We start from the raw sequence: 21,074 nt of genomic DNA on the forward strand, positions 1-21,074 counted from the left end.
AAACATGGGCCGCGACGCCACGCCGACCGAGGTCAAGGCCTGGGACATCGACGTGCGCCCGGACTTCAAGGGCCTGCCGGCCGGTGCGGGCAGTGTGTCGCTGGGCGAGACCGTGTGGGAGTCGCGCTGCGCTTCCTGCCACGGCTCCTTCGGCGAGTCCAACGAGGTGTTCACGCCCATCATCGGCGGCACCACCAAGAAGGACATCGAGACCGGGCGCGTGGCCGCATTGGTCGACGGTGCCAAGAGCACTGCGCCGCAGAAGACCACCATCATGAAGGTGGCCACGCTCTCCACCTTGTGGGACTACATCAACCGTGCCATGCCCTGGAACAACCCCAAGACGCTCAAGCCCGACGAGGTCTACGGGGTGACGGCCTACCTGCTGAGCCTGGCCGAGATCGTGCCGCCCGACTTCACGCTGAGCGACAAGAACATCGCCGAGGTGCAAAAGCGCATGCCCAACCGCAACGGCATGGTCTTCTACGAACCGCTTTGGAAGGTCAACGGCAAGGGCGATGTGCAGAACGTGGCCTGCATGAAGGACTGTGCGGTGGACCCCAAGGTGCATTCGTTCCTGCCCGACTTCGCCCGCGACGCCCACGGCAACATCCAGCAGCAGAACCGCGTGATCGGCCCGGTGCGCGGTGCCGACACCACCAAGCCGGCACCCAAGGGGCTGGTCAGCGCGGCGGCTGCAACCACACCGGCGCCCGCCGAACCGGCGGCCGGCAAGGGGCCGAACGTGAACAGCCTGCTGGCGGCCAACGCATGCACCGCCTGCCACGGCGTGAAAAACAAGATCGTTGGCCCCGGCTTCAACGAGATCGCCGCCAAGCACAAGGGACGGGCCGACGCTGAGGCCTACCTGGTGGGCAAGATCAAGTCCGGGGGCTCAGGGGTGTGGGGCGCGGTGCCCATGCCGCCGCAGGCCCAGATCAAGGACGACGACGCCAAGGCCATTGCCCAGTGGATCGCCGCCGGCGCGAAGTGAGCCAACGAAAAGCCAGATTGAATATTCGGATTTACTCGTTAACCCCATCCATCCCACGCCAAGGAGCCACTAACCTATGACCATGCACCTTTCCCGAATCGTCGTGTCGGCGGCCGCGCTGCTCTCGTGTGTCGGCGCCTTCGCGGTCGACGCTGCCGCGGCCAAAGCCCTGGCGACCAAGAGCGCCTGCCTGGCCTGCCACGCGGCCGACAAGAAGATCGTTGGTCCTGCCTACAAGGACGTGGCGGCCAAGCACAAGGGCCAGGCCGATGCCGTGGCCGTGGTGGCTGCGCGCATCAAGTCCGGCGGCTCGGGCCTGTACGGTGCGGTGCCCATGCCGCCCCAGGCCACGCTGAAGGACGACGAGCTCAAGCTGCTTGCCGAGTGGGTGCTGGCCGGCGCCCCCGACAAATAATCTCCCATCCCTCTTTTCACAGGAGTTCAAGATGAACCAAACCCGTCGCACCGCCCTCAAGTCCACCGGCGCGTTCGCCACGCTGGTCTCGCTGGGCCTCGTCACCCAGAGCCAGGCCCAGGCCGCTGTCGACCAGGCCAGCTTCCAGGTCAAGACGCTGGAAGACGCCCTCAAGGCCATCGGCGGCACACCCGCCACCAGCGACCAGGTGAGCGTGGTCTCACCCGACATCGCCGAGAACGGTGCCGTGGTGCCCGTGGGTGCCAGCAGCAAGCTGCCCAACACCACCGAGATGTACCTGATCGTCGAGAAGAACCCGACCCCGCTGTCGTGCGCCTTCATGATCCCCGCCGGCACCGCCGCCGACGTGCAGACCCGTCTGAAGATGGGCCAGAGCACCAACGTGATCGCCGTGGTCAAGGCCGACGGCAAGCTCTTCTCGGCCACCAAGGAAACCAAGGTGACCCTGGGCGGTTGCGGCGGCTGATCGGCCCCGAACGTCCCGAACCTTCCCCTATTTCATTGAATTGACAGGAGTCCATCATGGCTGATCCGATGCGCATCCGTGCCGCCCTCGCCGGCGACGAAACCACCGTTCGCGTGCTGATGTCCCACCCCATGGAGCCCGGTACCCGCAAAGACGCGGCCGGCGCCCTCATCCCCGCCCACTTCATCAAGGACCTGGAAGCCACCCACAACGGCAAGACCGTGCTCAAGGCCATGTTCAGCGGCTCGGTGTCGCAGAACCCCTTCCTGTCCTTCAAGTTCAAGGGCGCGGCCAAGGGCGACAAGGTCGTGGTGAAGTGGGTCGACAACAAGGGCGACAGCCGCACCGACGAAGCCGCGATCGCCTAACCCCCCGCCGCGCTTCGCGCGACCCCCCAAGGGGGGCGTCACCTGCGGCCCGGCGGAGCCGGTTCCGCGGTGACCCTGGCTCTGTGGCACCCGCTCCGGACCAGACCACAACGAAGGAGACACCCATGACATTCGACGTTCGCCATGCCGCCCTTTTGCTGGGTGGTGCTATCGCGCTGGGCGCTGTGCAGGCCCAGGGCAACGCCGCCATCGACGGCATCAACAAGTACCGCGAGATGCTGCAGGACGGCAACCCGGCCGAACTTTTCGAGATGAAGGGTGAGGAGCTGTGGAAGCAGAAGCGCGGCCCGAAGAACGCCTCGCTGGAGCAGTGCGACCTGGGCAAGGGGCCAGGGGTGCTCAAGGGTGTTTTCACCGAGCTGCCGCGCTTCTTCAAGGACACCGGCAAGGTGCAGGACCTGGAGACCCGGCTGATCACCTGCATGGTCACGCTGCAAGGCTTCAACGAGGCCGAGCTCTACAAGGCCGCGCCGTCGATCGGCAAAGGCGAGGGCGCGAACCTGGTGGCCATCACCACCTATGTGGCGACCCAGTCCAAGGGTGAGCGGTTCAACCTGTCGCAAACGCATGCCCAGGAAAAGACCATGTACGAGGTGGGCAAGCGCCTGTTCTTCCAGCGCGGTGGTCCGCACGACTTCGCCTGCTCGTCCTGCCACGGCGTGGACGGTGGCCGCATCCGCCTGCAGGAGCTGCCCAATCTGACCAAGAACCCGGGCGACGGTGTGGGCGTGGCCGCCTGGCCGGCCTACCGCGTGTCCAACTCGCAGATGTGGACGATGCAGAAGCGCCTGAACGACTGTTACCGCCAGCAGCGCTTCCCCGAACCCAAGTTCGGCAGCGACGCCACCATCGCGCTGCAGGTGTACATGGGCGTGAACGCCAAGGGCGCCGAGTCCATCGTGCCGGCCATCAAGCGCTGATCCGCAGGAGACGACCCATGAACAACACTTTTGCCATCGCCCTGTCCACCCTGGCGGCCCTCATGCTGGGCGCCTGTTCCACCGGCGGTGCCGGTACCGACTACGACCAGGTGCACGCCAGCGTCGTGAAAGCCTCGTTCCAGCCCAACGGCATCGCCACGCTGGACTACCTCACGCAGGACGAAGCCAACCGCCTGTGCAGCGCCGCCGACGTGACCGGCAAGCCGCTGGACGAGAAGACCGCCAAGGCCATCGAGGAGGCCGCGCTCAAGACCATCAAGATGCCCAGCGACGGCAAGTTCCTGGGCGACTGGAAGGAGGGCGAGAAGATCGCCCAGAGCGGCCGCGGCCTGACCTGGACCGACAAGGCCACCGATGTCAACGGCGGCAATTGCTACAACTGCCACCAGATGGACAAGAAGGAAATCTCCTTCGGCAACCTCGGCCCCAGCCTCTACAACTACGGCAAGCTGCGCGGCGTGACCGACCCGACCAGCGCCGCGGCGAAGCCCATCGTGGAATACACCTGGGGCAAGCTGTGGAACTCGCGCGCCTACAACGCGTGTTCGCAGATGCCGCGGGTGGGGCACAAGGGCATCCTCTCCGAGCAGCAACTGCAGCACGTGATGGCGCTGTTGCTGGACCCGAAGTCGCCTGTGAACCAGTGACCGACCGGGCCCGCACCGGCAAAAGCCGGCGCGGGCCCTCCGCCAAAAAAAATTTCACTCAAATATCAGTGTGCAATTGAGAAGGAATGTTTATGAGCTTCAGCCGTCGTGAATTCATGCAGGTGCTGGCCGTCGCCAGTGCGGGCGGCATGGCCCTGAACCACAAGGACGTGCTCGCTGGCAAGCCCGGTGCCGCGATGAAGATGTACGACCTGCCGAAGTTCGGCAACGTCAGCTTTCTGCACTTCACCGACTGCCACGCGCAGCTGATGCCCATCCACTTCCGTGAGCCCAACGTGAACCTGGGCGTGGCCGACGCGGTGGGCCGGCCGCCGCACATCGTGGGCGAGGCGCTGCTCAAGCATTTCAAGATCCGCCCCGGCACCGCCGAGGCGCACGCCTTCACCTACCTCAACTTCGAGAAGGCCGCGAAAACCTACGGCAAGGTCGGCGGTTTCGCGCACCTGGCCACTCTGGTCAAGATGCTCAAGGCCAGCCGACCGCACGCCATGCTGCTGGACGGTGGCGACACCTGGCAGGGCAGCGCCACCGCGCTGTGGACCAATGGCCAGGACATGGTCGACGCCTGCAAGCTGCTGGGCGTCAACGCCATGTGCCCGCACTGGGAGTTCACCCTGGGCGAGCAGCGCGTGCAGGAAATCATCGAAAAAGACTTCGCCGGCAAGCTCGACTTCCTGGCGCAGAACGTCAAGACCAACGACTTCGGCGACCCGGTGTTCAAGCCCTACGTCATCAAGGAAATGAACGGCGTGCCGGTCGCGGTGATCGGCCAGGCCTTTCCCTATACGCCGATCGCGAACCCGCGCTACATGGTGCCCAACTGGGCCTTCGGCATCCAGGACGAGAACATGCAGAAGATGGTCGACGAGGTGCGGGCCAAGGGCGCGCAGGCCGTGGTCGTCATCTCGCACAACGGCATGGACGTGGACATCAAGATGGCCTCGCGCGTGACCGGCATCGACGCCATCCTGGGCGGCCACACGCACGATGGCATGCCCGCGCCGCTGGTGGTCAAGAACGCCAAGGGCCAGACCCTGGTGACCAACGCCGGCTCAAACAGCAAGTTCCTGGGCGTGCTCGACTTCGACGTGCGCGGCGGCAAGGTGCAGGACTTCCGCTACAAGCTGCTGCCCGTGTTCGCCAACCTGCTGCCGGCCGACCAGGAGATGCAGGCCTACATCGACAAGGTGCGCGCACCCTACAAGGCCAAGCTGGACGAGACGCTGGCCGTGTCCGAAGGCCTGCTGTACCGCCGCGGCAACTTCAACGGTTCCTGGGACCAGCTCATCGTGGACGCGCTGATGGAAGTCAAGGGCGCCGACATGGCCTTCTCGCCGGGTTTCCGCTGGGGCACGACCATCCTGCCGGGCCAGGCCATCACGCGCGAACTCATGATGGACCAGGTGGCCATCACCTACCCGACCAGCACGCTGACCGAGATGAGCGGCGAGACCATCAAGACGGTGCTGGAAGACGTGTGCGACAACCTGTTCAACCCCGACCCGTACTACCAGCAGGGCGGCGACATGGTGCGCGTGGGCGGTCTGGCCTACACCTGCGACCCGAACGCCGGGGCGGGCAAGCGCATCAGCAACATGGTGCTGAACGGCAAGCCCATCGAGGCCAGCAAGACCTACAAGGTGGCTGGCTGGGCGCCGGTGGCCGAAGGCGCCAAGGGCGAGCCGATCTGGGACGTGATGGAGGCGTACTTCAAGAACCACAAGACCATCGCGCCGCGCAAGATCAACACACCCAAGCTGGTGGGCATGCAGGGCAACCCGGGCATGGTGGTCTGAGGCGCGGCGCCGACCCTTGCGGGTCGGCTTCCATGAGGCCTCAGTCGCGCGCTTCGAGCGAACGGTTCAGGTGGAGCGCGCCCAGGGTGCAGGCCGCGCCCGAGAGCAGGTAGAGGCTGACGAAGGCCAGCCCGAAGTGGGCCGACAGGCCCAGCGCCACCAGCGGCGCAAAGGCGGCGCCGAACAGCCAGGCCAGGTCGGAGGTGAGCGCGGCGCCGTTGTAACGGAAGCGCGGCGCGAAGTTGGCCGTGACCGTGCCCGAGGCCTGGCCGTAGGACAGGCCCAGCAAGATGAAGCCGATCAGGATGAACAGGTCCTGGCCCACTTCGCCGCCGTTGAGCAGCATCGGCGCAAATCCGCTGAACACGCCGATCAGCACCGCCAGGCTGCCCAGGGTCGTGCGACGACCGTAGCGGTCGGCCAGCCAGCCCGATGCGACGATGGCCCCGGCGCACAGGAAGGCGCCCACGATCTGCACCACCAGGAAGCCGGTCACCGGCTGACCGGCATAGATGTGGATCCACGACAGCGGGAACACCGTGACGATGTGGAAGAGGGCGTAGCTGGCCAGCGCAGCGAAGGCGCCGATGAACACGTTGTGGCCCTGCGAGCCCAGCAGCTCGCGGGTGGACACGGGCTCGAACTCCTGCCGGTTCAGCAGGCCTTCCTCCTCGTGCGCGCTCACCAGCTGCAGGCGGGCGAACAGCGCGACCACGTTGATGGCAAACGCCACGAAGAAGGGGTAGCGCCAGCCCCAGCTGAGGAAGTCCTCCTGCGACAGGCTGCTGGTGAGGTAGGCGAACAGGCCGGCGGCGAGCACGAAGCCCAGCGGCGCCCCAAGCTGGCCGAGCATGGCGTACCAGCCGCGGCGGCTGGCCGGCGCGTTCAGCGCCAGCAGCGAGGGCAGGCCGTCCCAAGACCCGCCCAGCGCCAGGCCCTGGCCCAGGCGCAGCACGGTCAGCAGCAGGATGGCCACACCGCCCAGGCTGGCATGGCCGGGCAGAAAGGCCATGCCCGCGGTGCAGGTGCCCAGCAGGAAGAGGGCGATGGTCAGCTTGGTGGCGCGGCCCCAGCGGCGCTGCACCGCCATCGACAGCACTGTGCCGATGGGGCGGGTGACAAAGGCCAGCGCAAAGATCGCGAAGGCGAACAGCGTGCCGTCCAACCGGCTGAGATGCGGGAAAAACACCGCCGGGAACACCAGCACCGAGGCGATGCCGAAGACGAAAAAGTCGAAGTATTCCGAGGTCCGTCCGATCACCACACCGACGGCGATGTCGCCCGGGCTGGTGTGTTCGTGGGTCGGTGCGGCGGCGGGCTGGCGGGGCGCGGCGCCGGGGGTTTCAAGGCTATGGCTGGGCATGTGGAGATTCCGGAGGGCCGATTTTGAGCGACCCCTATATCGTGACTCGAAGTCCGGCGCATTGACATAGGACAAAACGTCCAATCGAAAACCGGGTGGAAAGCCGATACATTCCCGCCGGTTCCGCAACTGGGGTTTACCCGGTTCGGCTGGTCGAGAACTTGTCCTGCTCCACATGCGCCCCACCACACCGCTCCGCCTTGTCGCCTTGCCCCTGCTCGCCAGCCTGCTGACCGGCTGCAGCAAGCTGGTCGTGCTCAACCCCGCCGGCGACGTGGCGGCCCAGCAGGGCGACTTGGTCGTGGTCGCCACCGTGCTGATGCTGCTGATCATCGTGCCGGTGATCGCGCTGACCCTGTGGTTCGCCTGGCGCTACCGCCAGGGCAGCCGGCACGCCGAGACCGACTACGCGCCCGACTGGCACCACTCGACCAAGCTGGAGCTGGTGATCTGGGCCGCGCCACTGGTGATCATCATCGCGCTGGGGGCGATCACCTGGATCACCACCCACAAGCTCGATCCCTACCGCCCGCTGGACCGCATCTCCGAGCAGAAGGCCCTGCCCGAAAACGTGAAACCGCTGGAAGTGCAGGTGGTGTCGCTGGACTGGAAGTGGCTGTTCGTGCTGCCCGAACAGGGCATCGCCACCGTCAACGAGCTGGCCGCACCTGTGGACCGCCCGATCCGCTTCACGCTGACCTCCAGCAGCACCATGAACGCGTTCTACGTGCCCGACCTGGCCGGCATGATCTACACCATGCCCGGCATGCAGACCGAGCTGAACGCGGTGATCAACCAGCCTGGCGTGTTCCGCGGCATGTCCTCGCACTACAGCGGCGCGGGCTTCTCGGGCATGAATTTCCGCTTTCATGGCCTGAGCGAACAGGACTTCGAGCAGTGGGTGGCCAAGGCCAAGGCCGAGGGCCAGCCGCTGACCCGCCAGTCATATCTCGCCCTGGCCAAACCCAGCGAGCGCCACCCGGTGGAACGTTTCTCGTCGGTCGAGGCCGGCCTGTTCGACCGCGTGGTGAACCTCTGCGTGGAAGAGGGCAAGACCTGCATGCACCAGGTGATGGCGCTGGACGCTTCGCGCAACCGCGCCCATCGCAGCACTCGCGCCCTCGAAGCCGCCGCCGCGCAGGAGATCTGCTCCGCCGACGACACGCTGCCCACGTTCACCGCCCGCCCCTGAGCACCGACCGACCCGTTCACCCAAGACACCGCCATGTCCGCTGATCCTTCTTCCGTTACCAACCACTGGCTGCTGGGGCGCCTGAGCTGGGACTCGATTCCCATGGCGCACGACCCGATCATCCTGGCGACCTTCGTCATGGTGGCCATCGGCGGGCTGGCCGTGCTCGCCCTGCTGACGAAGTTCCGCCTGTGGGGCCCGCTGTGGCGCGACTGGTTCTGCAGCATCGATCACAAGAAGATCGGCATCATGTACATGGTGCTGGGGCTGGTGATGCTGCTGCGCGGCTTTGCCGACGCGATCATGATGCGCCTGCACCAGGCCATGGCCTTCGGCGACAACCTGGGCTACCTGCCGCCGCACCACTACGACCAGATCTTCACCGCCCACGGCGTGATCATGATCTTCTTCGTGGCCATGCCCCTGGTCACCGGGCTGATGAACTACCTGGTGCCGCTGCAGATCGGTGCGCGCGACGTCGCCTTCCCCTTCCTCAACAACTTCAGCTTCTGGATGACCACCGCCGGCGCGGTGCTGGTGATGCTCTCGCTGTTCCTGGGCGAGTTCTCCACCTCGGGCTGGCTGGCACTGTCCAACCTCGGCAACCAGAACCCCGGCGTGGGCCTGGATTACTACATCTGGTCGCTGCAGATTGCCGGGGTGGGCACCACGCTCTCGGGCATCAACCTGCTGGTGACCATCGTCAAGATGCGTGCGCCGGGCATGAACCTGATGCGCATGCCGGTCTTCACCTGGACCGCGCTGTGCACCAACGCGCTGATCGTCGCCTCCTTCCCCATCCTCACGGCCGCGCTGGTGCTGATGAGCCTGGACCGCTACGTCGGCACCAACTTCTTTACCAACGAGCTGGGCGGCAACCCCATGCTCTACGTGAACCTGATCTGGATCTGGGGCCACCCCGAGGTCTACATCCTGATCCTGCCGGTGTTCGGCATCTTCTCCGAGGTGGTCGCCACCTTCAGCGGTAAGCGCCTGTTCGGCTACACCTCCATGGTCTACGCCACCGTCTGCATCACCATCCTGTCGTACCTGGTGTGGCTGCACCACTTCTTCACCATGGGCTCGGGCGCGAGCGTGAACAGCTTCTTCGGCATCACGACCATGATCATCTCGATCCCCACGGGCGCGAAGATCTTCAACTGGCTGTTCACCATGTACCGCGGCCGCATCCGCTTCGAGGTGCCGATGCTGTGGACGGTGGGCTTCATGGTGACCTTCGTCGTCGGCGGCATGACGGGCGTGCTGCTGGCCGTGCCGCCGGCCGACTTCGTGCTGCACAACTCGCTGTTCCTGATCGCGCACTTCCACAACGTGATCATCGGCGGCGTGGTGTTCGGCCTGTTCGCCGGCATGGTGTACTGGTTCCCCAAGGCCTTCGGTTTCCGGCTCGACGACTTCTGGGGCCGCGTGTCCTTCTGGTTCTGGCTGGCCGGCTACTGGTTCGCGTTCACGCCGCTGTACGTGCTGGGTCTGATGGGCGTGACGCGCCGCCTCAGCCACTTCGAGGACCCGTCGCTGCAGATCTGGTTCCAGATCGCGCTGTTCGGCGCCGTGCTGGTGGCCATCGGCATCGCCAGCTTCCTGATCTGCATCGTCGTGAGTTTCCTCAGGCGCGAGCAGCTGCGCGATGTGACCGGCGATCCCTGGGGCGGACGCACGCTGGAGTGGGCCACCTCGTCGCCCCCGCCCGCGTACAACTTCGCCTTCACCCCGGTGGTGCACGACATCGACGCCTGGGCCGACATGAAGAAACACGGCTACCAGCGCCCGCTGAGCGGCTTCAAGGCCATCCATATGCCGCTGAACACCGGCGCCGGCGTGGTGCTCTCGGCGCTCTCGCTGATCTGGGGCTTCGCGCTGATCTGGCACATGTGGCCGCTGGCCATCGCCTCGTTCGCGGCCATCGTGCTCGCGGCCATCGTGCACACCTTCAACTACCAGCGCGACTACCACATCCCCGCGTCCGAAGTGACCGCCACCGAACACGCACGCACCCAACTGCTGGCCCGCCATGTCTGACATCGCCCTCACCCCCGGCGCCGCGCGCGCCTACCACCTCGACCACGAGCCGCACCCCGAGAACGGCACCGCGCTGGGCTTCTGGCTCTACCTGATGAGCGACTGCCTCATCTTCGCGGCGCTGTTCGCCACCTGGGGCGTGCTCGGCCGCAGCTATGCCGGCGGCCCCGGCGGCGCCGAGCTGTTCGACCTCAAGCTGGTGGCCATCAACACCGCCTTCCTGCTGCTGTCGTCCATCACCTTCGGCTTCGCCATGCTGCAGAACCAGCAGGGGAAGAAGGGTGGCACGCTGGGCTGGCTGGCCGTCACCGGCGTGTTCGGCCTGTGCTTCCTGGGTGTGGAGCTGTACGAGTTCGCGCACCTGATCCACGTGGGTGCCACGCCTCAGAGCAGCGCCGCCATGTCGGCCTTCTTCACCCTGGTCGGCACGCACGGCCTGCACGTCACCTTCGGCTGCATCTGGCTGGTGGTGCTGATGATCCAGATCGCGCAGCACGGCCTGACGCGCGAGAACAAGCGCCGCCTGATGTGCCTCTCGATGTTCTGGCACTTCCTGGACGTGGTCTGGATCGGCGTCTTCACCTTTGTCTACCTGATGGGAGTGCTGTGATGAGCTCGCACGACACCGCAATCCACCACGACGGCCACCACGGCGATCACGGTGACGACCACCACGACGATGGCCCGCACAGCAGCTTCGCGGGCTACATGGTCGGCTTCGTGCTGTCGGTGGTCCTTACCGCCATCCCGTTCTGGCTGGTCATGGCCGGCGTCATCACCCACCGGCCCACCGCCGTGCTGGTGCTCGGTGCCTTCGCCGTGGCGCAGATCCTGGTGCACATGGTGTGTTTCCTCCACATGAACGGCAAGGTCGAAGGCGGCTGGACCCTGCTGTCCACCATCTTCACCGTGGTTTTCGTGGCGATCGCCATCGCCGGTACGCTCTGGGTCATGTTCCACATGAACGAGAACATGATGCCGGCGCACGGCGGCCACGCGGTCCATCCGCCCGCCGCCGCGCCGCACAGCACCCCATGACGCTGCGCCGCGCCCTGCTGTGGGGAGCGGGCGCGCTGCTGTGCGGGCTGTTCCTCGCGCTGGGGGTGTGGCAGGTTCAGCGCCTGGCCTGGAAGAACGATCTGGTCGCCCGCGTCGCCGCGCGCGCGCACGCCGAGCCCGTGGCCGCGCCCGCGCCGGACCAGTGGCCGGCGCTGCAGGCCGATCCGTCGGCCCACGAGTACCGGCGCGTGCGGACAGCGGGTGAGTTCCTGCACGAAAAAGAACAGCTGGTGCAGGCCGTCACCGACCGCGGTGCCGGCTTCTGGGTGATGGCGCCGCTGCGCATCGCCGGCGGTTCCGTGGTCTGGGTCAACCGCGGCTTCGTGCCCTCGGCGTCCCAGTGGCAGACCACTCGCGAGGCCGCCCGCTGCACTGGCGCGGCCACCGTCACCGGACTGCTGCGGCGCTCCGAACCCGGCGGCGGCTTCCTGCGCCGCAACGATCCCGCGGCCGGGCGCTGGTTCTCGCGTGACGTGCCAGCCCTGGCGGCCGCCGCGGGCCTGCCGCCCGCCGCGGTGGCGCCGTACTTCGTCGACGCCGGGGCCGACACGCCCTGCGCCACGCCCGAGGGCCCGGTCGGCGGGCTGACCGTGCTGCGCTTTGCCAACAACCACCTGGTCTACGCGCTGACCTGGTTCGCGCTGGCCGCGATGACCGTGGCCGCCACGGTCTTTGTGGCGCGGGACGGTGCACGGCGGCGCCTTCCCGGACAATCCGGAGCATCCTCCTGATGTTGCTGGTCGGCACCGCAAGCCCCATGGTGAATGTCGTTACCCCGTCGCTCGCCGCCGTCGGTCCGGACCAGGCGGCGGGCCTGAAGAACCTGCAGCAGCTGATCCAGCTGCGCTGGATGGCGCTGTTCGGCCAGATCGCGACCGTGGCTGTGGTGGCCCACGGCATGGACATTCCGATTCCCGAGCGCACGATGTACGCGGTGCTGGCCGGACTGGGGGTGTTCAACCTGTTCTCGCTGCTGCGCTGCCGCTCGCCACTGCCCGTGACCGCCACCGAGTTGCTGCTCACCTTGCTGGTGGACGTGGGCGCACTCACCGCCTTGCTCTACCTCAGCGGCGGCAGCACCAATCCCTTCGTGTTCCTGTTCCTGCTGCAGGTGATCCTGGGCGCGGTGCTGCTGCCGGTTCGGGCCACCTGGGTCATGGTGGGCGTGACCACGCTGTGCTTCGCGGGGCTGGCCCTGTGGGCGCGGCCGCTGCCCTTGCCGCTGGACCACGACCAGGGCCTGGCCAGCCCCTACACCCAGGGCATGCTGATCTGCTTCGTGCTCAACGCCGTGCTGCTGGTGGTCTTCATCTCGCGCATCGTGGACAACCTGCGCGAGCGCGACACCCGCCTGGCCCTGCTGCGCCAGCGCGCGGCCGAAGAGGAGCATGTGGTGCGCATGGGCCTGCTGGCCTCGGGCGCGGCCCACGAACTGGGCACTCCGCTGTCCACGCTGGCGGTGATCCTGGGCGACTGGCAGCACCTGCCGCACTTCAGCTCCGAGCCCGAGCTGGCCGACGACGTGGCGGAGATGCAGGCCCAGGTGGCGCGCTGCAAGGCCATCGTCAGCGGCATCCTGCTCTCGGCCGGTGAGGCGCGCGGCGAATCCTCCAGCGAGACCACCGTCTGCGCCTTCCTCGACAGCGTGGTCCAGGCCTGGTGCGAGCGGCGCAACTGCAGCGGCTTCCACTACCACAACGCCTTCGGCGACGACCTGCCCATGGTGGCCGATTCGGCCATCCAGCAGATGATCGGCAACGTGCTGGACAACGCGGCCGATGCCTCGCCGCACGCGGTGTGGTTCGAGGCCCGCCGCGAGGACGATGCGCTGGTGCTCACCGTCTGGGACCAGGGGCCGGGTTTTGCGCCGCACCTGCTGCCGCAGATCGGCAAGCCCTACCAGAGCACCAAAGGCCATCCCGGCGGTGGGCTGGGCCTGTTTCTGGTATTCAACGTGGCACGTACGCTCGGTGGCGACGTGATGGTGGGCAACCTGCCCGAGGGCGGGGCGCAGGTCCGCATCACGCTGCCGCTGGCCGCCATCACCCTGGCCGAGGACGCGCCCCATGGCATCTGACGACACTGTTTCTCCGCAGCGCCTGCTCATCGTCGAGGACGATGCGGCCTTTGCGCGCACGCTCGCGCGCTCCTTCGAGCGCCGCGGCTACGAGGTGCGCGTGGCCGCCAGCCTCGACCAGCTCAGCACCGTGCTGGCCGGCGGCTACGCGCCGACCCGCGCGGTGGTGGATCTGAAGCTCCAGGGCGAGGCCTCGGGCCTGGCCTGTGTGCGCGCGCTGGTGGCGCACGACGCCGGCATGCTCATCGTGGTGCTGACCGGGTTCGCCAGCATCGCCACCGCGGTGGAGGCCATCAAGCTCGGGGCCTGCCACTACCTGGCCAAACCCTCCAACACCGACGACATCGAAGCGGCTTTCGGCCGCTCCGAAGGCACGACCGAGGTCGCGCTGACCAGCCGACCCAGCTCGATCAAGACGCTGGAATGGGAGCGCATCCACCAGGTGCTGGCCGAAACCGGCTTCAACATTTCCGAGACCGCCCGCCGCCTGGGCATGCACCGGCGCACGCTGGCGCGCAAGCTCGACAAGCAGCAGGTGAAGTGAGGGGCGGGCGCCGCCCTTCAGCGCTTCGCTTCCGCCAATCGCCGGATCTCTTCGGGCGTGCCGTTCCAGACCTCGAAGAAGCCCTCGCTCTGCTTGACCTGCATCCAGGTGGACCACTTGGTGCGCGCCAGCGCCGGGTCGGTGACGGCCAGGTCCTTCTGCTCCACGCCCAGCGCCAGCGTGCCGCCGCGCTGGTAATCCGGTTGCGCCTGGGCCTGCTTCACCATCGCCTGCACCTTCTGCAGCTCGGCCTGCGTGGCCGGCGGCAGGCTGTAGACCAGCCAGCGGCGGCCCGGGCCAGGCGCGTCCAGGCCCAGGGTGGCAGTGGCGGCGGTGGTCATGGCCAGCGGCAGCTTTCGGTCCACCGGCGCAAACGTGCCCTCGACCTTGGGCAAGAGCCTGATGTGCAGCAGCGGCACCGCGCCTGGCGGCGGCACCACGCGCGCGTCCACCTGCAGCGCCACCATGAACTGCGCCGGGTCGGCCTCCAGCAACTGGCCGGACAGTTGGGCCAGCCGGGGCAGGGAGCTCAGCGGGATGCCGCCACAGGCTGCGAGCGTGGAAACGGCCGCCAGCAGCAGGCTGCGGCGCATCAGAAGGGGAGTGGGGTGTTGCATGGGCTTGACTTTCATTGTTGATCGGTAAAAAATTATCATAAAACAATAAAATATAGTCAAACTCTTCTGAACGAAAGCCGCCTATGAGCACCGTCGACGCCCTCCCAGGGCCCCTGTCCGCGCAGCGCGTGCGCCGCATCAGCCGCTGGATGGTGGCCGCCTGCTGGGCGCTGCTCGTCACCCTGCCGCCGGCCCTGGTGGTTTACTGGGCCACGGCCAGCGCAGACCAGCTGGCCGCGCACGCCAACTTGCCCGCGCAGGCCATTGCCGCGCCGCTGGCGCTGTGGCAGCGCGTCGCCGGGGCGGCGGTGACGGCGGTGCCGCTGGGGCTGCTGCTGGCGGGGGTGTGGCAGGCGCGGCGCTGCTTCGGCATGTTTGCGCAGGGCCAGGTGTTCACGTTGCAGGCCACCGCGCTGCTGGGCCGATTCGCGGGCTGGGTGGCCTGGGCGGCGCTGGCGTCCATGCTGGCGGGCAGCGCCACCTCGGTGCTGCTGACCCTGAACAACCCGCCCGGCCAGCGCCACCTCTCGGTGGGCATCGGCTCGGACCTGGTGTTCACCCTGTTCTTCGCCGGGCTGGTGTGGCTGATGGCCGCGGTGATCGCCCAGGGGCAGACCCTGGCCGAAGAGAACGAGGGCTTCGTCTGATGCCCATCACCGTGCAGCTGGACGTGATGCTGGCGCGGCGCAAGGTCAAGTCGCGCGACCTGGCCGAATTCGTCGGCATCACCGAGGCCAACATGTCCCTGCTCAAGCAGGGCAAGGTCAAGGGCGTGCGCTTCGAGACGCTGGAAAAGATCTGCGAGTACCTGCAGTGCCAGCCGGGCGATCTGCTGGTGTACGAACCCGACGGCGAGCCGCCGCCGGGCTGAGGGCCGTCAGAAGCGCAGGCCCAGGCTCAGCGAGTAGCCGTTGACGCTGGCGCCACCGCTGTCGAGGTAGTTCATGTAATCCACGCTCAGCGACAGGTTGCTGGTGGGCATCAGGCGCAGGCCGCCGCCGTAGGACAGCTTCTTGTCTTCGCCCGAACCCAGGCCCTGGAAGCTGAGCTTGGTGCGCGCCATGCCGACGCGGCCGAACAGCTCCACCGGGCCGAGGCCGATCTTGGGCGCCACGTACAGGCCATAGAGCTGGTCGATCTTGCCGCTGTAGCGGGTGCCGGTGTTGCTGTTGGTGTAGGCGCTGCTGCCCGAGTTGACGGCGCCGATGGCTTCCAGCGCGAGGCCGTCGGTGAGCTGCAGGCCGACCAGGCCCCGGATCATGGCCGGGTTGGAACTGGCGCGCAGGCCGATGACCGGCACCGACAACTTCATGGACAGGGCCGAATAGCCGAGCTCGCCGTACACGCTCTGGGCCATGGCCGGGGAGGTGGTTGCGGCTGCCAGCAAGGCAGCCAGTACCAGAGGTTTGAGTGTCATGTCCGCTCCGCTGATGAATGAATGGTTGTGAATTCATTCTAGGAGCTTGGTTCCGTTTGTCGAGGGTGCGGATTTCATAATCCGTGCCTAATGCACACACTCGAACAACTGCGGCGCGGTGACCTGGCCGGCGCCACCCGCCTGGACCTCTCCTGCGGCCTGACCGAACTGCCCCCCGAGGTGCTCGGCCTGGCCGATTCGCTGGAAGTGCTCAACCTCAGCGGCAACCGCCTGACCACCTTGCCCGCGTGGTTGCCGCGGTTGCAGCGCCTGAAGGTGGTCTTTGCCTCGGACAACCCCTTCACCATCCTGCCTGAGGTGCTGGGCGACTGCCCGGCGCTGGAGATGGTGGGCTTCAAGGCCTGCCGCATCACCCGGGTGCCCGCCGCCGCGCTGTCGCCCGCCCTGCGCTGGCTGATCCTCACCGACAACGCCATCGACACCCTGCCCGACGCGGTGGGCGAGCGGCCGCGTTTGCAGAAGCTCATGCTCGCCGGCAACCGGCTGCAGGCCCTGCCCGAGGGGCTGGCCGGCGCGCAGCGGCTGGAACTGCTGCGCATCTCGGCCAACCGCTTCGAACGCCTGCCCGACTGGCTGCTGCGCCTGCCGCGCCTGTCCTGGCTGGCGCTGGCCGGCAACCCGCTGGGCTGGGCGGTGCCGCCGCTGCAGCTGCCGGCGGTGGACTGGGGCGACCTCACGCTGGGCGAGCCCCTGGGCGAGGGCGCCTCGGGCCGGGCCCTGCGCGCCCACGTCGCCGGGCGGGCCGACGCATTGGCGCTCAAGCTGTTCAAGGGTGTGGTCACCAGCGATGGCCTGCCCGAGCACGAAATGGCCGCCGGTGGTGCCGCGGGCGCGCACCCCGCGCTGTGCACGCCGGTGGCCTGGTTGCGGGGCCATCCCGATGGCGTGCAGGGCATGCTGCTGCCGCTGATCCCGCCCGGGCATGTGCGGTTGGCGGGGCCGCCCAGCCTGTCCAGCTGCACGCGCGACGTCTACCCCGACGGCTGGCGCCTGGCCCCCGGGCCTGCGTTGCGCCTGCTGCGCGGTATGGCCGACGCGATGGCCCACCTGCATGGGCACGGCGTGGTGCACGGCGACCTCTATGCCCACAACATCCTGTGGAACCCGGCCACCGGCGACGCCATGCTCAGCGACTTCGGCGCCGCCGCCCTGCTGCCGGCCGACCAGCCTGCGCTGGCCCGCGCGCTGCAGGCGCTGGAGGTGCGCTCCTTCGGTTGCCTGCTGGAGGAACTGGGAGATCGTCTCGATGTCCTACCCGGCGACAGGCTGCATGCCATGATGGCCGGCCTGGCCGCGTCCTGCCTGGACACCCATCCCGGCGCCCGACCCTCGATGGCCGATGTGTCCCGCCAACTCTTCAAGGAGGTTTCATGCTCGTGCTGATCCTGGGTTTGCTGCTCTTCCTGGGCGTGCATTCGGTGTCCATCGTGGCGCCCGTCTGGTGCGACCGCCTGGTGGCGCAGATGGGCGAGGGCGCCTGGAAGGGCCTGTACTCGCTGGCCGCGGCCGTGGGGCTGGGGCTGATCGTCTGGGGCTACGGCCTGGCGCGCGAGAACCCGGTGCTGGTTTACAGCATGCCCGGCGGCATGCGCCACCTGGCCGCGCTGGTGCTGCTGCCGGTGTTCGTGCTGCTGCTGGCGGCCTACCTGCCCGGGCGCATCCAGCGCGCCACCAAACACCCCATGCTGCTGGCCGTCAAGCTTTGGGCGCTGGGCCACCTGCTCGCGCAATCGGTCACCGGTGGCAGCCTGGCCGACATCATGCTGTTCGGTGGCTTCCTGCTCTGGGCCGCGGCCGACCGCGTCTCGCTCAAGCGCCGGGCCCAGGCCGGCACGCTGCGCACCGTGCCCGTGCTGCCCGCCAGCGGCGCCAACGACCTGATCGCGGTGGTGGGCGGCTTGGCGCTCTATGGTTTGACGGTGATGTGGGCTCACGCTGCCCTGTTTGGTGTTCGCCCGTTCGGAGGTGGAATATGAAGACCCCCCTGCGCCGCTTCGCGTCTTCCCCCCTGGAAGGGGGGACAGCACCTGTGGCCCGGCGAAGCCGGTTCCACGGTGCTTGCTGGCTGGGTGCACTGGTGCTCGCTGTCAGCCCGGTGTTTGCAGCCACTCCTAAGGCCGAGGTGGTGGCCAACGGACTGCAGAACCCCTGGGGTCTGGCCTTCATCGGTGATGGCCGCATGCTGGTGACCGAGCGGCCGGGTCGCATGCGCATCGTCGAGCCCGACGGCCACATCGGTGCGCCGCTGGCCGGTGTGCCCAAGGTCGACGCGGTCGGTCAGGGCGGCCTGCTGGACGTGGTGGCCGACAGCCAGTTCGAGCGCAACCGCACGATCTACTTCTGCTTCTCCGAGCCCGGTGCCGGTGGCAACTCCACGGCGCTGGCCTCGGCACGGCTGTCGGACGACGCCACGAAGCTGGAAGACGTGAAGGTGGTGTTCAGCCAGAAGCCGAAGTTCGCCAGCCGGGTGCACTTCGGCTGCCGCATCGCCGAGGCCAAGGACCACACCCTGTTCCTCACGCTGGGCGACCGCTTCCAGCGCATGGACGACGCGCAGACCCTGGACAACCACCACGGCAAGGTGGTGCGCCTGCGCAAGGACGGCAGCGCGCCGCCCGACAACCCGTTCACCACCAAGCCCGGCGCGCTGCCCGAGATCTGGAGCTATGGCCATCGCAACCTGCAGGGCGCGGCTATCGGGCCGGACGGGCGGCTGTGGACCAGCGAACACGGCCCGCAGGGCGGCGACGAGATCAACCGCCCCGAGGCCGGCAAGAACTACGGCTGGCCTGTCATCACCTACGGCGAGAACTACGGCGGCGGCGCCATCGGCGAGGGCCTGACCAGCAAGGACGGCCTGGAACAGCCGCTGCACTACTGGGTGCCCTCTATTGCGCCGTCTGGCATGGTCTGGGTGAGCAGCGAGCGCTACGGCAAGGACTGGAAGGGCAGCATGCTGGTGGGCTCGCTCAAGTTCCGTCACCTGGTGCGGCTGAAGTTCAACGGCACGAAGCTGGTGAAGGAAGAGAAGCTGCTGCCCGACCTCAACCAACGGGTGCGCGATGTGCGCCAGGGGCCGGACGGCCTCATCTACCTGCTCACCGACCACGTCCGGGGCCAGTTGCTGCGCCTGCAGCCGCAGTGAGGGCGCTTGACGGGGCGCGCCACCGGTGCCGGTGCTCAGCGCCCTACGCGTACCCCACCCAACCCCGGAAGCTCAACCCCGCATAGAACAGCGCGACCCGCTGGAACCCGGCCTCCCGCAGGAGCGCCTCGTCCTCTTCCGGCGACAGGATCGCCAGTTGCGATTGCATCGCCTGCAGGGAGGTCTCTGCGCTGGTGGCCGGCGTTCCGGCAAAGGCCAGGTGCCGCGACAGCCAGAGGGAGCGCTCGGGCTCGGCGGACGGAGCGCTGATGTGCGCCACGACGAAAGGGGCCCCGGCCTTGAGACGCTGGCGCACCGCCTGCAGTGTTGCCAGCTTCTGCGCGTGCGGAATGAAGTGGAAGACGAGCAGCGATGTCGCGCCGTCGAAAGGACCGGGCGGGGCGGCATCGATGCGGCCCTCGTGTAGGGCCACCCGTTCCTGGTGCGGTAGGACGGTCTGTTCGGCGAGCGCCAGCATGTCCCTTGATGGGTCGACGCCGTCGAAGCGCCAGGCGGGCTGTTCGCGGGCGAGCGCGTCGATTTCCATGCCACCGCCGGCTCCGAGCACGAGGATGCGCGCATCCGGGGGCGCCTGCTCGGCGAGCAACAGTCCCACCATCCGGTGCAGGCTGGCGAAGCCCGGCACCTGCTTGGGTGGTCCGCTCAGGTAAGGGTGGCTCGCGGTGGTGGTCATGCGGAGGCGATCTTCTTCATGAATCATCAAAAGACACTTGATCGTACATGATCAAATATCAGTTGATGTTTCATGACGGGAAAAACGGATGAACAAGGACACGCGCCTGTCCGACGTGCTGCATGTGCTGCTGCACCTGGGGCACGCGAAGGAACCCATCACCTCCGAGGTGCTGGCCAGGAGCATGGGAACCAACCCCGCCGTGTTCCGGCGGACCATGGCAGGCCTGCGGGCGGCGGGCCATGTCAGCGCCGAGAAGGGCCACGGCGGGGGGTGGCTGCTGGCCAGGCCCCTGCACGAGATCTCCCTGCTCGACGTCTACGTCGCCCTGGGACGGCCCACCCTGTTTGCCTTCGGCAACCGGGAGCGTGACCCGGGTTGTCAGGTGCAGGAGCGCGTCAATGCGGTGCTGGCGGACAGCATGGCCCAGGCCGAAGCCCTGTTTGTTCAGCGCTTTGCGGAAGTCTCATTGGCCGAGCTCGCACCGAAGGCACTGTCAAAGGCGGCCAAGCCCTGCTGACCAGCGGGCGGCCTCATGCGGAGGGTCGCGCCACGCTCTCCAGGTAGGCGCGGCACATCACCACCAGCTGGCGGCGCAGCTTGCGCGCTTCGGTGGGCCGCAGGTTGCGCTCGAAGGCGTTGCGCACCGCGCCGAACACGACGGTGACGAGCGTCAGGTTCACGTTCCTGAGGTCGGTGAAGCGCGCATCGGACGCGCTGGCGAGCATGGCCGAGGTGGCGGCGTTCGCCCGGCTGGCGAAGGCATCGATCATCGCCTGGTTGTCGAGCTCGGCGACGGAGCGGTAGAGCGCACGGGTCACATCCGCCCGCTCCATCTTCGCGCGCCAGTAGGTGTCGATCAGCGCCTCCACCATCTCGGCGATGGGGCGGCCTTGACAGGCCTGGCAGGTGGTCTCGATCCGCGCAGCCAGGGCTTCCAGATAGCGCTCGTTGAGCGCATAGACCAGCGCCTCCTTGTGCGGGAAGTACTGGTACATCGTGCCGACCGACACACCCGCCCGTTCGGCCACCTTGGTGGTGGTCAGGCGGTGCATGCCGTCCGCAACCAAAAGCTGAATGGTGGCCTCAAAAATCGCGTCCAGCGTGAACGCCGAGCGGGCCTGGCGCGGCGTCTTTCTTGGGTTCAGCGAGCGTGCAGCGGTGGAAGCCAAAAGCGAATCCTCAAACTGAATGATTGTTCATATAGTGCCGGCG

At 67.5% G+C, this 21,074-nt stretch carries 25 protein-coding genes; 20 read left to right on the forward strand and 5 right to left on the reverse strand.

Annotated elements, in window-relative coordinates; all coding sequences use genetic code 11:
- Positions 1 to 4: 4 nt before the first annotated feature.
- The 7 genes from ACFOPI_RS03800 (at position 5) to soxB (ending at position 5,690) form a co-directional block, all read left to right on the forward strand.
- Positions 5 to 994, forward strand: a complete 990-nt coding sequence (locus ACFOPI_RS03800; protein WP_382171022.1) for a c-type cytochrome — start codon at positions 5 to 7, stop codon at positions 992 to 994.
- 82 nt (positions 995 to 1,076) lie between these two features.
- Complete coding sequence (locus ACFOPI_RS03805; protein WP_382171025.1) at positions 1,077 to 1,409, forward strand: c-type cytochrome; 333 nt, start codon at positions 1,077 to 1,079, stop codon at positions 1,407 to 1,409.
- Between the two features lie 31 nt (positions 1,410 to 1,440).
- Positions 1,441 to 1,896: a thiosulfate oxidation carrier protein SoxY gene (gene soxY / locus ACFOPI_RS03810; protein ID WP_382171028.1), complete on the forward strand. Its 456-nt coding sequence runs from the start codon at positions 1,441 to 1,443 to the stop codon at positions 1,894 to 1,896.
- Between the two features lie 56 nt (positions 1,897 to 1,952).
- A complete protein-coding gene (gene soxZ, locus ACFOPI_RS03815) occupies positions 1,953 to 2,264 on the forward strand; it encodes a thiosulfate oxidation carrier complex protein SoxZ (protein ID WP_079367098.1) in 312 nt (103 codons plus the stop codon).
- 125 nt (positions 2,265 to 2,389) lie between these two features.
- Positions 2,390 to 3,205: a sulfur oxidation c-type cytochrome SoxA gene (gene soxA, locus ACFOPI_RS03820; protein ID WP_382171031.1), complete on the forward strand. Its 816-nt coding sequence runs from the start codon at positions 2,390 to 2,392 to the stop codon at positions 3,203 to 3,205.
- Positions 3,206 to 3,222: 17 nt separating this feature from the next.
- Positions 3,223 to 3,873, forward strand: coding sequence for a sulfur oxidation c-type cytochrome SoxX (gene soxX, locus ACFOPI_RS03825; RefSeq protein ID WP_382171034.1), 651 nt, complete (start codon positions 3,223 to 3,225; stop codon positions 3,871 to 3,873).
- Positions 3,874 to 3,965: 92 nt separating this feature from the next.
- A complete protein-coding gene (gene soxB, locus ACFOPI_RS03830) occupies positions 3,966 to 5,690 on the forward strand; it encodes a thiosulfohydrolase SoxB (protein ID WP_382171037.1) in 1,725 nt (574 codons plus the stop codon).
- A gap of 40 nt (positions 5,691 to 5,730) precedes the next feature.
- Here the strand turns inward: soxB and ACFOPI_RS03835 are convergent, their stop codons facing one another.
- A complete protein-coding gene (locus ACFOPI_RS03835; RefSeq protein ID WP_382171040.1) occupies positions 5,731 to 7,053 on the reverse strand; it encodes an MFS transporter in 1,323 nt (440 codons plus the stop codon).
- A 175-nt stretch (positions 7,054 to 7,228) separates the two neighbouring features.
- Between ACFOPI_RS03835 and cyoA the strand changes: the two genes are divergently transcribed.
- The 7 genes from cyoA to ACFOPI_RS03870 are packed head-to-tail and all read left to right on the forward strand — an operon-like array spanning position 7,229 to position 13,965.
- Positions 7,229 to 8,245, forward strand: coding sequence for a ubiquinol oxidase subunit II (cyoA, locus tag ACFOPI_RS03840; RefSeq protein WP_382171043.1), 1,017 nt, complete (start codon positions 7,229 to 7,231; stop codon positions 8,243 to 8,245).
- 33 nt (positions 8,246 to 8,278) lie between these two features.
- Positions 8,279 to 10,285 (forward strand): cytochrome o ubiquinol oxidase subunit I, encoded by a 2,007-nt coding sequence (cyoB, locus tag ACFOPI_RS03845; protein WP_382171045.1) that lies wholly within the window; start codon positions 8,279 to 8,281, stop codon positions 10,283 to 10,285.
- Complete coding sequence (gene cyoC, locus ACFOPI_RS03850; RefSeq protein ID WP_382171048.1) at positions 10,278 to 10,895, forward strand: cytochrome o ubiquinol oxidase subunit III; 618 nt, start codon at positions 10,278 to 10,280, stop codon at positions 10,893 to 10,895. Before cyoB ends, cyoC begins: the two co-directional genes overlap by 8 nt.
- The gene (cyoD, locus tag ACFOPI_RS03855; protein WP_382171051.1) at positions 10,895 to 11,323 is read left to right on the forward strand and encodes a cytochrome o ubiquinol oxidase subunit IV; all 429 of its coding nucleotides are present in this window, start codon (positions 10,895 to 10,897) and stop codon (positions 11,321 to 11,323) included. The genes cyoC and cyoD overlap by 1 nt, the downstream gene beginning before the upstream one ends.
- A complete protein-coding gene (locus tag ACFOPI_RS03860) occupies positions 11,320 to 12,075 on the forward strand; it encodes an SURF1 family protein (RefSeq protein ID WP_382171053.1) in 756 nt (251 codons plus the stop codon). The genes cyoD and ACFOPI_RS03860 overlap by 4 nt, the downstream gene beginning before the upstream one ends.
- A complete protein-coding gene (locus ACFOPI_RS03865) occupies positions 12,075 to 13,421 on the forward strand; it encodes an ATP-binding protein (protein ID WP_382171056.1) in 1,347 nt (448 codons plus the stop codon). Before ACFOPI_RS03860 ends, ACFOPI_RS03865 begins: the two co-directional genes overlap by 1 nt.
- The gene (locus ACFOPI_RS03870) at positions 13,411 to 13,965 is read left to right on the forward strand and encodes a response regulator transcription factor (RefSeq protein ID WP_382171058.1); all 555 of its coding nucleotides are present in this window, start codon (positions 13,411 to 13,413) and stop codon (positions 13,963 to 13,965) included. The genes ACFOPI_RS03865 and ACFOPI_RS03870 overlap by 11 nt, the downstream gene beginning before the upstream one ends.
- Positions 13,966 to 13,982: 17 nt before the next feature.
- Here the strand turns inward: ACFOPI_RS03870 and ACFOPI_RS03875 are convergent, their stop codons facing one another.
- Entirely contained in the window at positions 13,983 to 14,582 is a 600-nt protein-coding gene (locus ACFOPI_RS03875) for a hypothetical protein (protein ID WP_382171061.1), read from the reverse strand.
- A gap of 83 nt (positions 14,583 to 14,665) precedes the next feature.
- On the opposite strand from ACFOPI_RS03875, the gene ACFOPI_RS03880 reads away from it, so the two are divergent.
- Together ACFOPI_RS03880 and ACFOPI_RS03885 are read left to right on the forward strand one after the other, a co-directional pair.
- Positions 14,666 to 15,229, forward strand: coding sequence for a DUF2975 domain-containing protein (locus ACFOPI_RS03880; protein ID WP_382171064.1), 564 nt, complete (start codon positions 14,666 to 14,668; stop codon positions 15,227 to 15,229).
- A complete protein-coding gene (locus tag ACFOPI_RS03885) occupies positions 15,229 to 15,453 on the forward strand; it encodes a helix-turn-helix domain-containing protein (protein WP_382171067.1) in 225 nt (74 codons plus the stop codon). Before ACFOPI_RS03880 ends, ACFOPI_RS03885 begins: the two co-directional genes overlap by 1 nt.
- Positions 15,454 to 15,459: 6 nt before the next feature.
- Here ACFOPI_RS03885 and ACFOPI_RS03890 read toward each other — a convergent pair whose 3' ends face one another.
- On the reverse strand, positions 15,460 to 15,999 hold the full coding sequence (locus ACFOPI_RS03890) for an outer membrane beta-barrel protein (protein ID WP_382171070.1): 540 nt from the start codon (positions 15,997 to 15,999) through the stop codon (positions 15,460 to 15,462).
- A gap of 90 nt (positions 16,000 to 16,089) precedes the next feature.
- Here ACFOPI_RS03890 and ACFOPI_RS03895 point away from each other — a divergent pair, with 90 nt between their 5' ends.
- The 3 genes from ACFOPI_RS03895 to ACFOPI_RS03905 are packed head-to-tail and all read left to right on the forward strand — an operon-like array spanning position 16,090 to position 19,165.
- Positions 16,090 to 17,403, forward strand: a complete 1,314-nt coding sequence (locus ACFOPI_RS03895; protein ID WP_382171073.1) for a protein kinase domain-containing protein — start codon at positions 16,090 to 16,092, stop codon at positions 17,401 to 17,403.
- The gene (locus ACFOPI_RS03900) at positions 17,391 to 17,996 is read left to right on the forward strand and encodes an NnrU family protein (protein ID WP_382171076.1); all 606 of its coding nucleotides are present in this window, start codon (positions 17,391 to 17,393) and stop codon (positions 17,994 to 17,996) included. Before ACFOPI_RS03895 ends, ACFOPI_RS03900 begins: the two co-directional genes overlap by 13 nt.
- Complete coding sequence (locus tag ACFOPI_RS03905; protein WP_382171079.1) at positions 17,993 to 19,165, forward strand: PQQ-dependent sugar dehydrogenase; 1,173 nt, start codon at positions 17,993 to 17,995, stop codon at positions 19,163 to 19,165. Before ACFOPI_RS03900 ends, ACFOPI_RS03905 begins: the two co-directional genes overlap by 4 nt.
- A 43-nt stretch (positions 19,166 to 19,208) precedes the next feature.
- Here the strand turns inward: ACFOPI_RS03905 and ACFOPI_RS03910 are convergent, their stop codons facing one another.
- Positions 19,209 to 19,859 (reverse strand): class I SAM-dependent methyltransferase, encoded by a 651-nt coding sequence (locus ACFOPI_RS03910; protein WP_382171082.1) that lies wholly within the window; start codon positions 19,857 to 19,859, stop codon positions 19,209 to 19,211.
- An 88-nt stretch (positions 19,860 to 19,947) separates the two neighbouring features.
- Here ACFOPI_RS03910 and ACFOPI_RS03915 point away from each other — a divergent pair, with 88 nt between their 5' ends.
- The gene (locus ACFOPI_RS03915) at positions 19,948 to 20,379 is read left to right on the forward strand and encodes an Rrf2 family transcriptional regulator (protein WP_382171085.1); all 432 of its coding nucleotides are present in this window, start codon (positions 19,948 to 19,950) and stop codon (positions 20,377 to 20,379) included.
- A gap of 13 nt (positions 20,380 to 20,392) precedes the next feature.
- On the opposite strand, the gene ACFOPI_RS03920 is transcribed toward ACFOPI_RS03915, so the two are convergent.
- Entirely contained in the window at positions 20,393 to 21,031 is a 639-nt protein-coding gene (locus ACFOPI_RS03920) for a TetR/AcrR family transcriptional regulator (protein WP_382171087.1), read from the reverse strand.
- Positions 21,032 to 21,074: the final 43 nt, after the last annotated feature.

The sequence above is a fragment of the Hydrogenophaga luteola genome, from assembly GCF_042648585.1.
GTDB lineage: Bacteria > Pseudomonadota > Gammaproteobacteria > Burkholderiales > Burkholderiaceae_C > Hydrogenophaga > Hydrogenophaga luteola.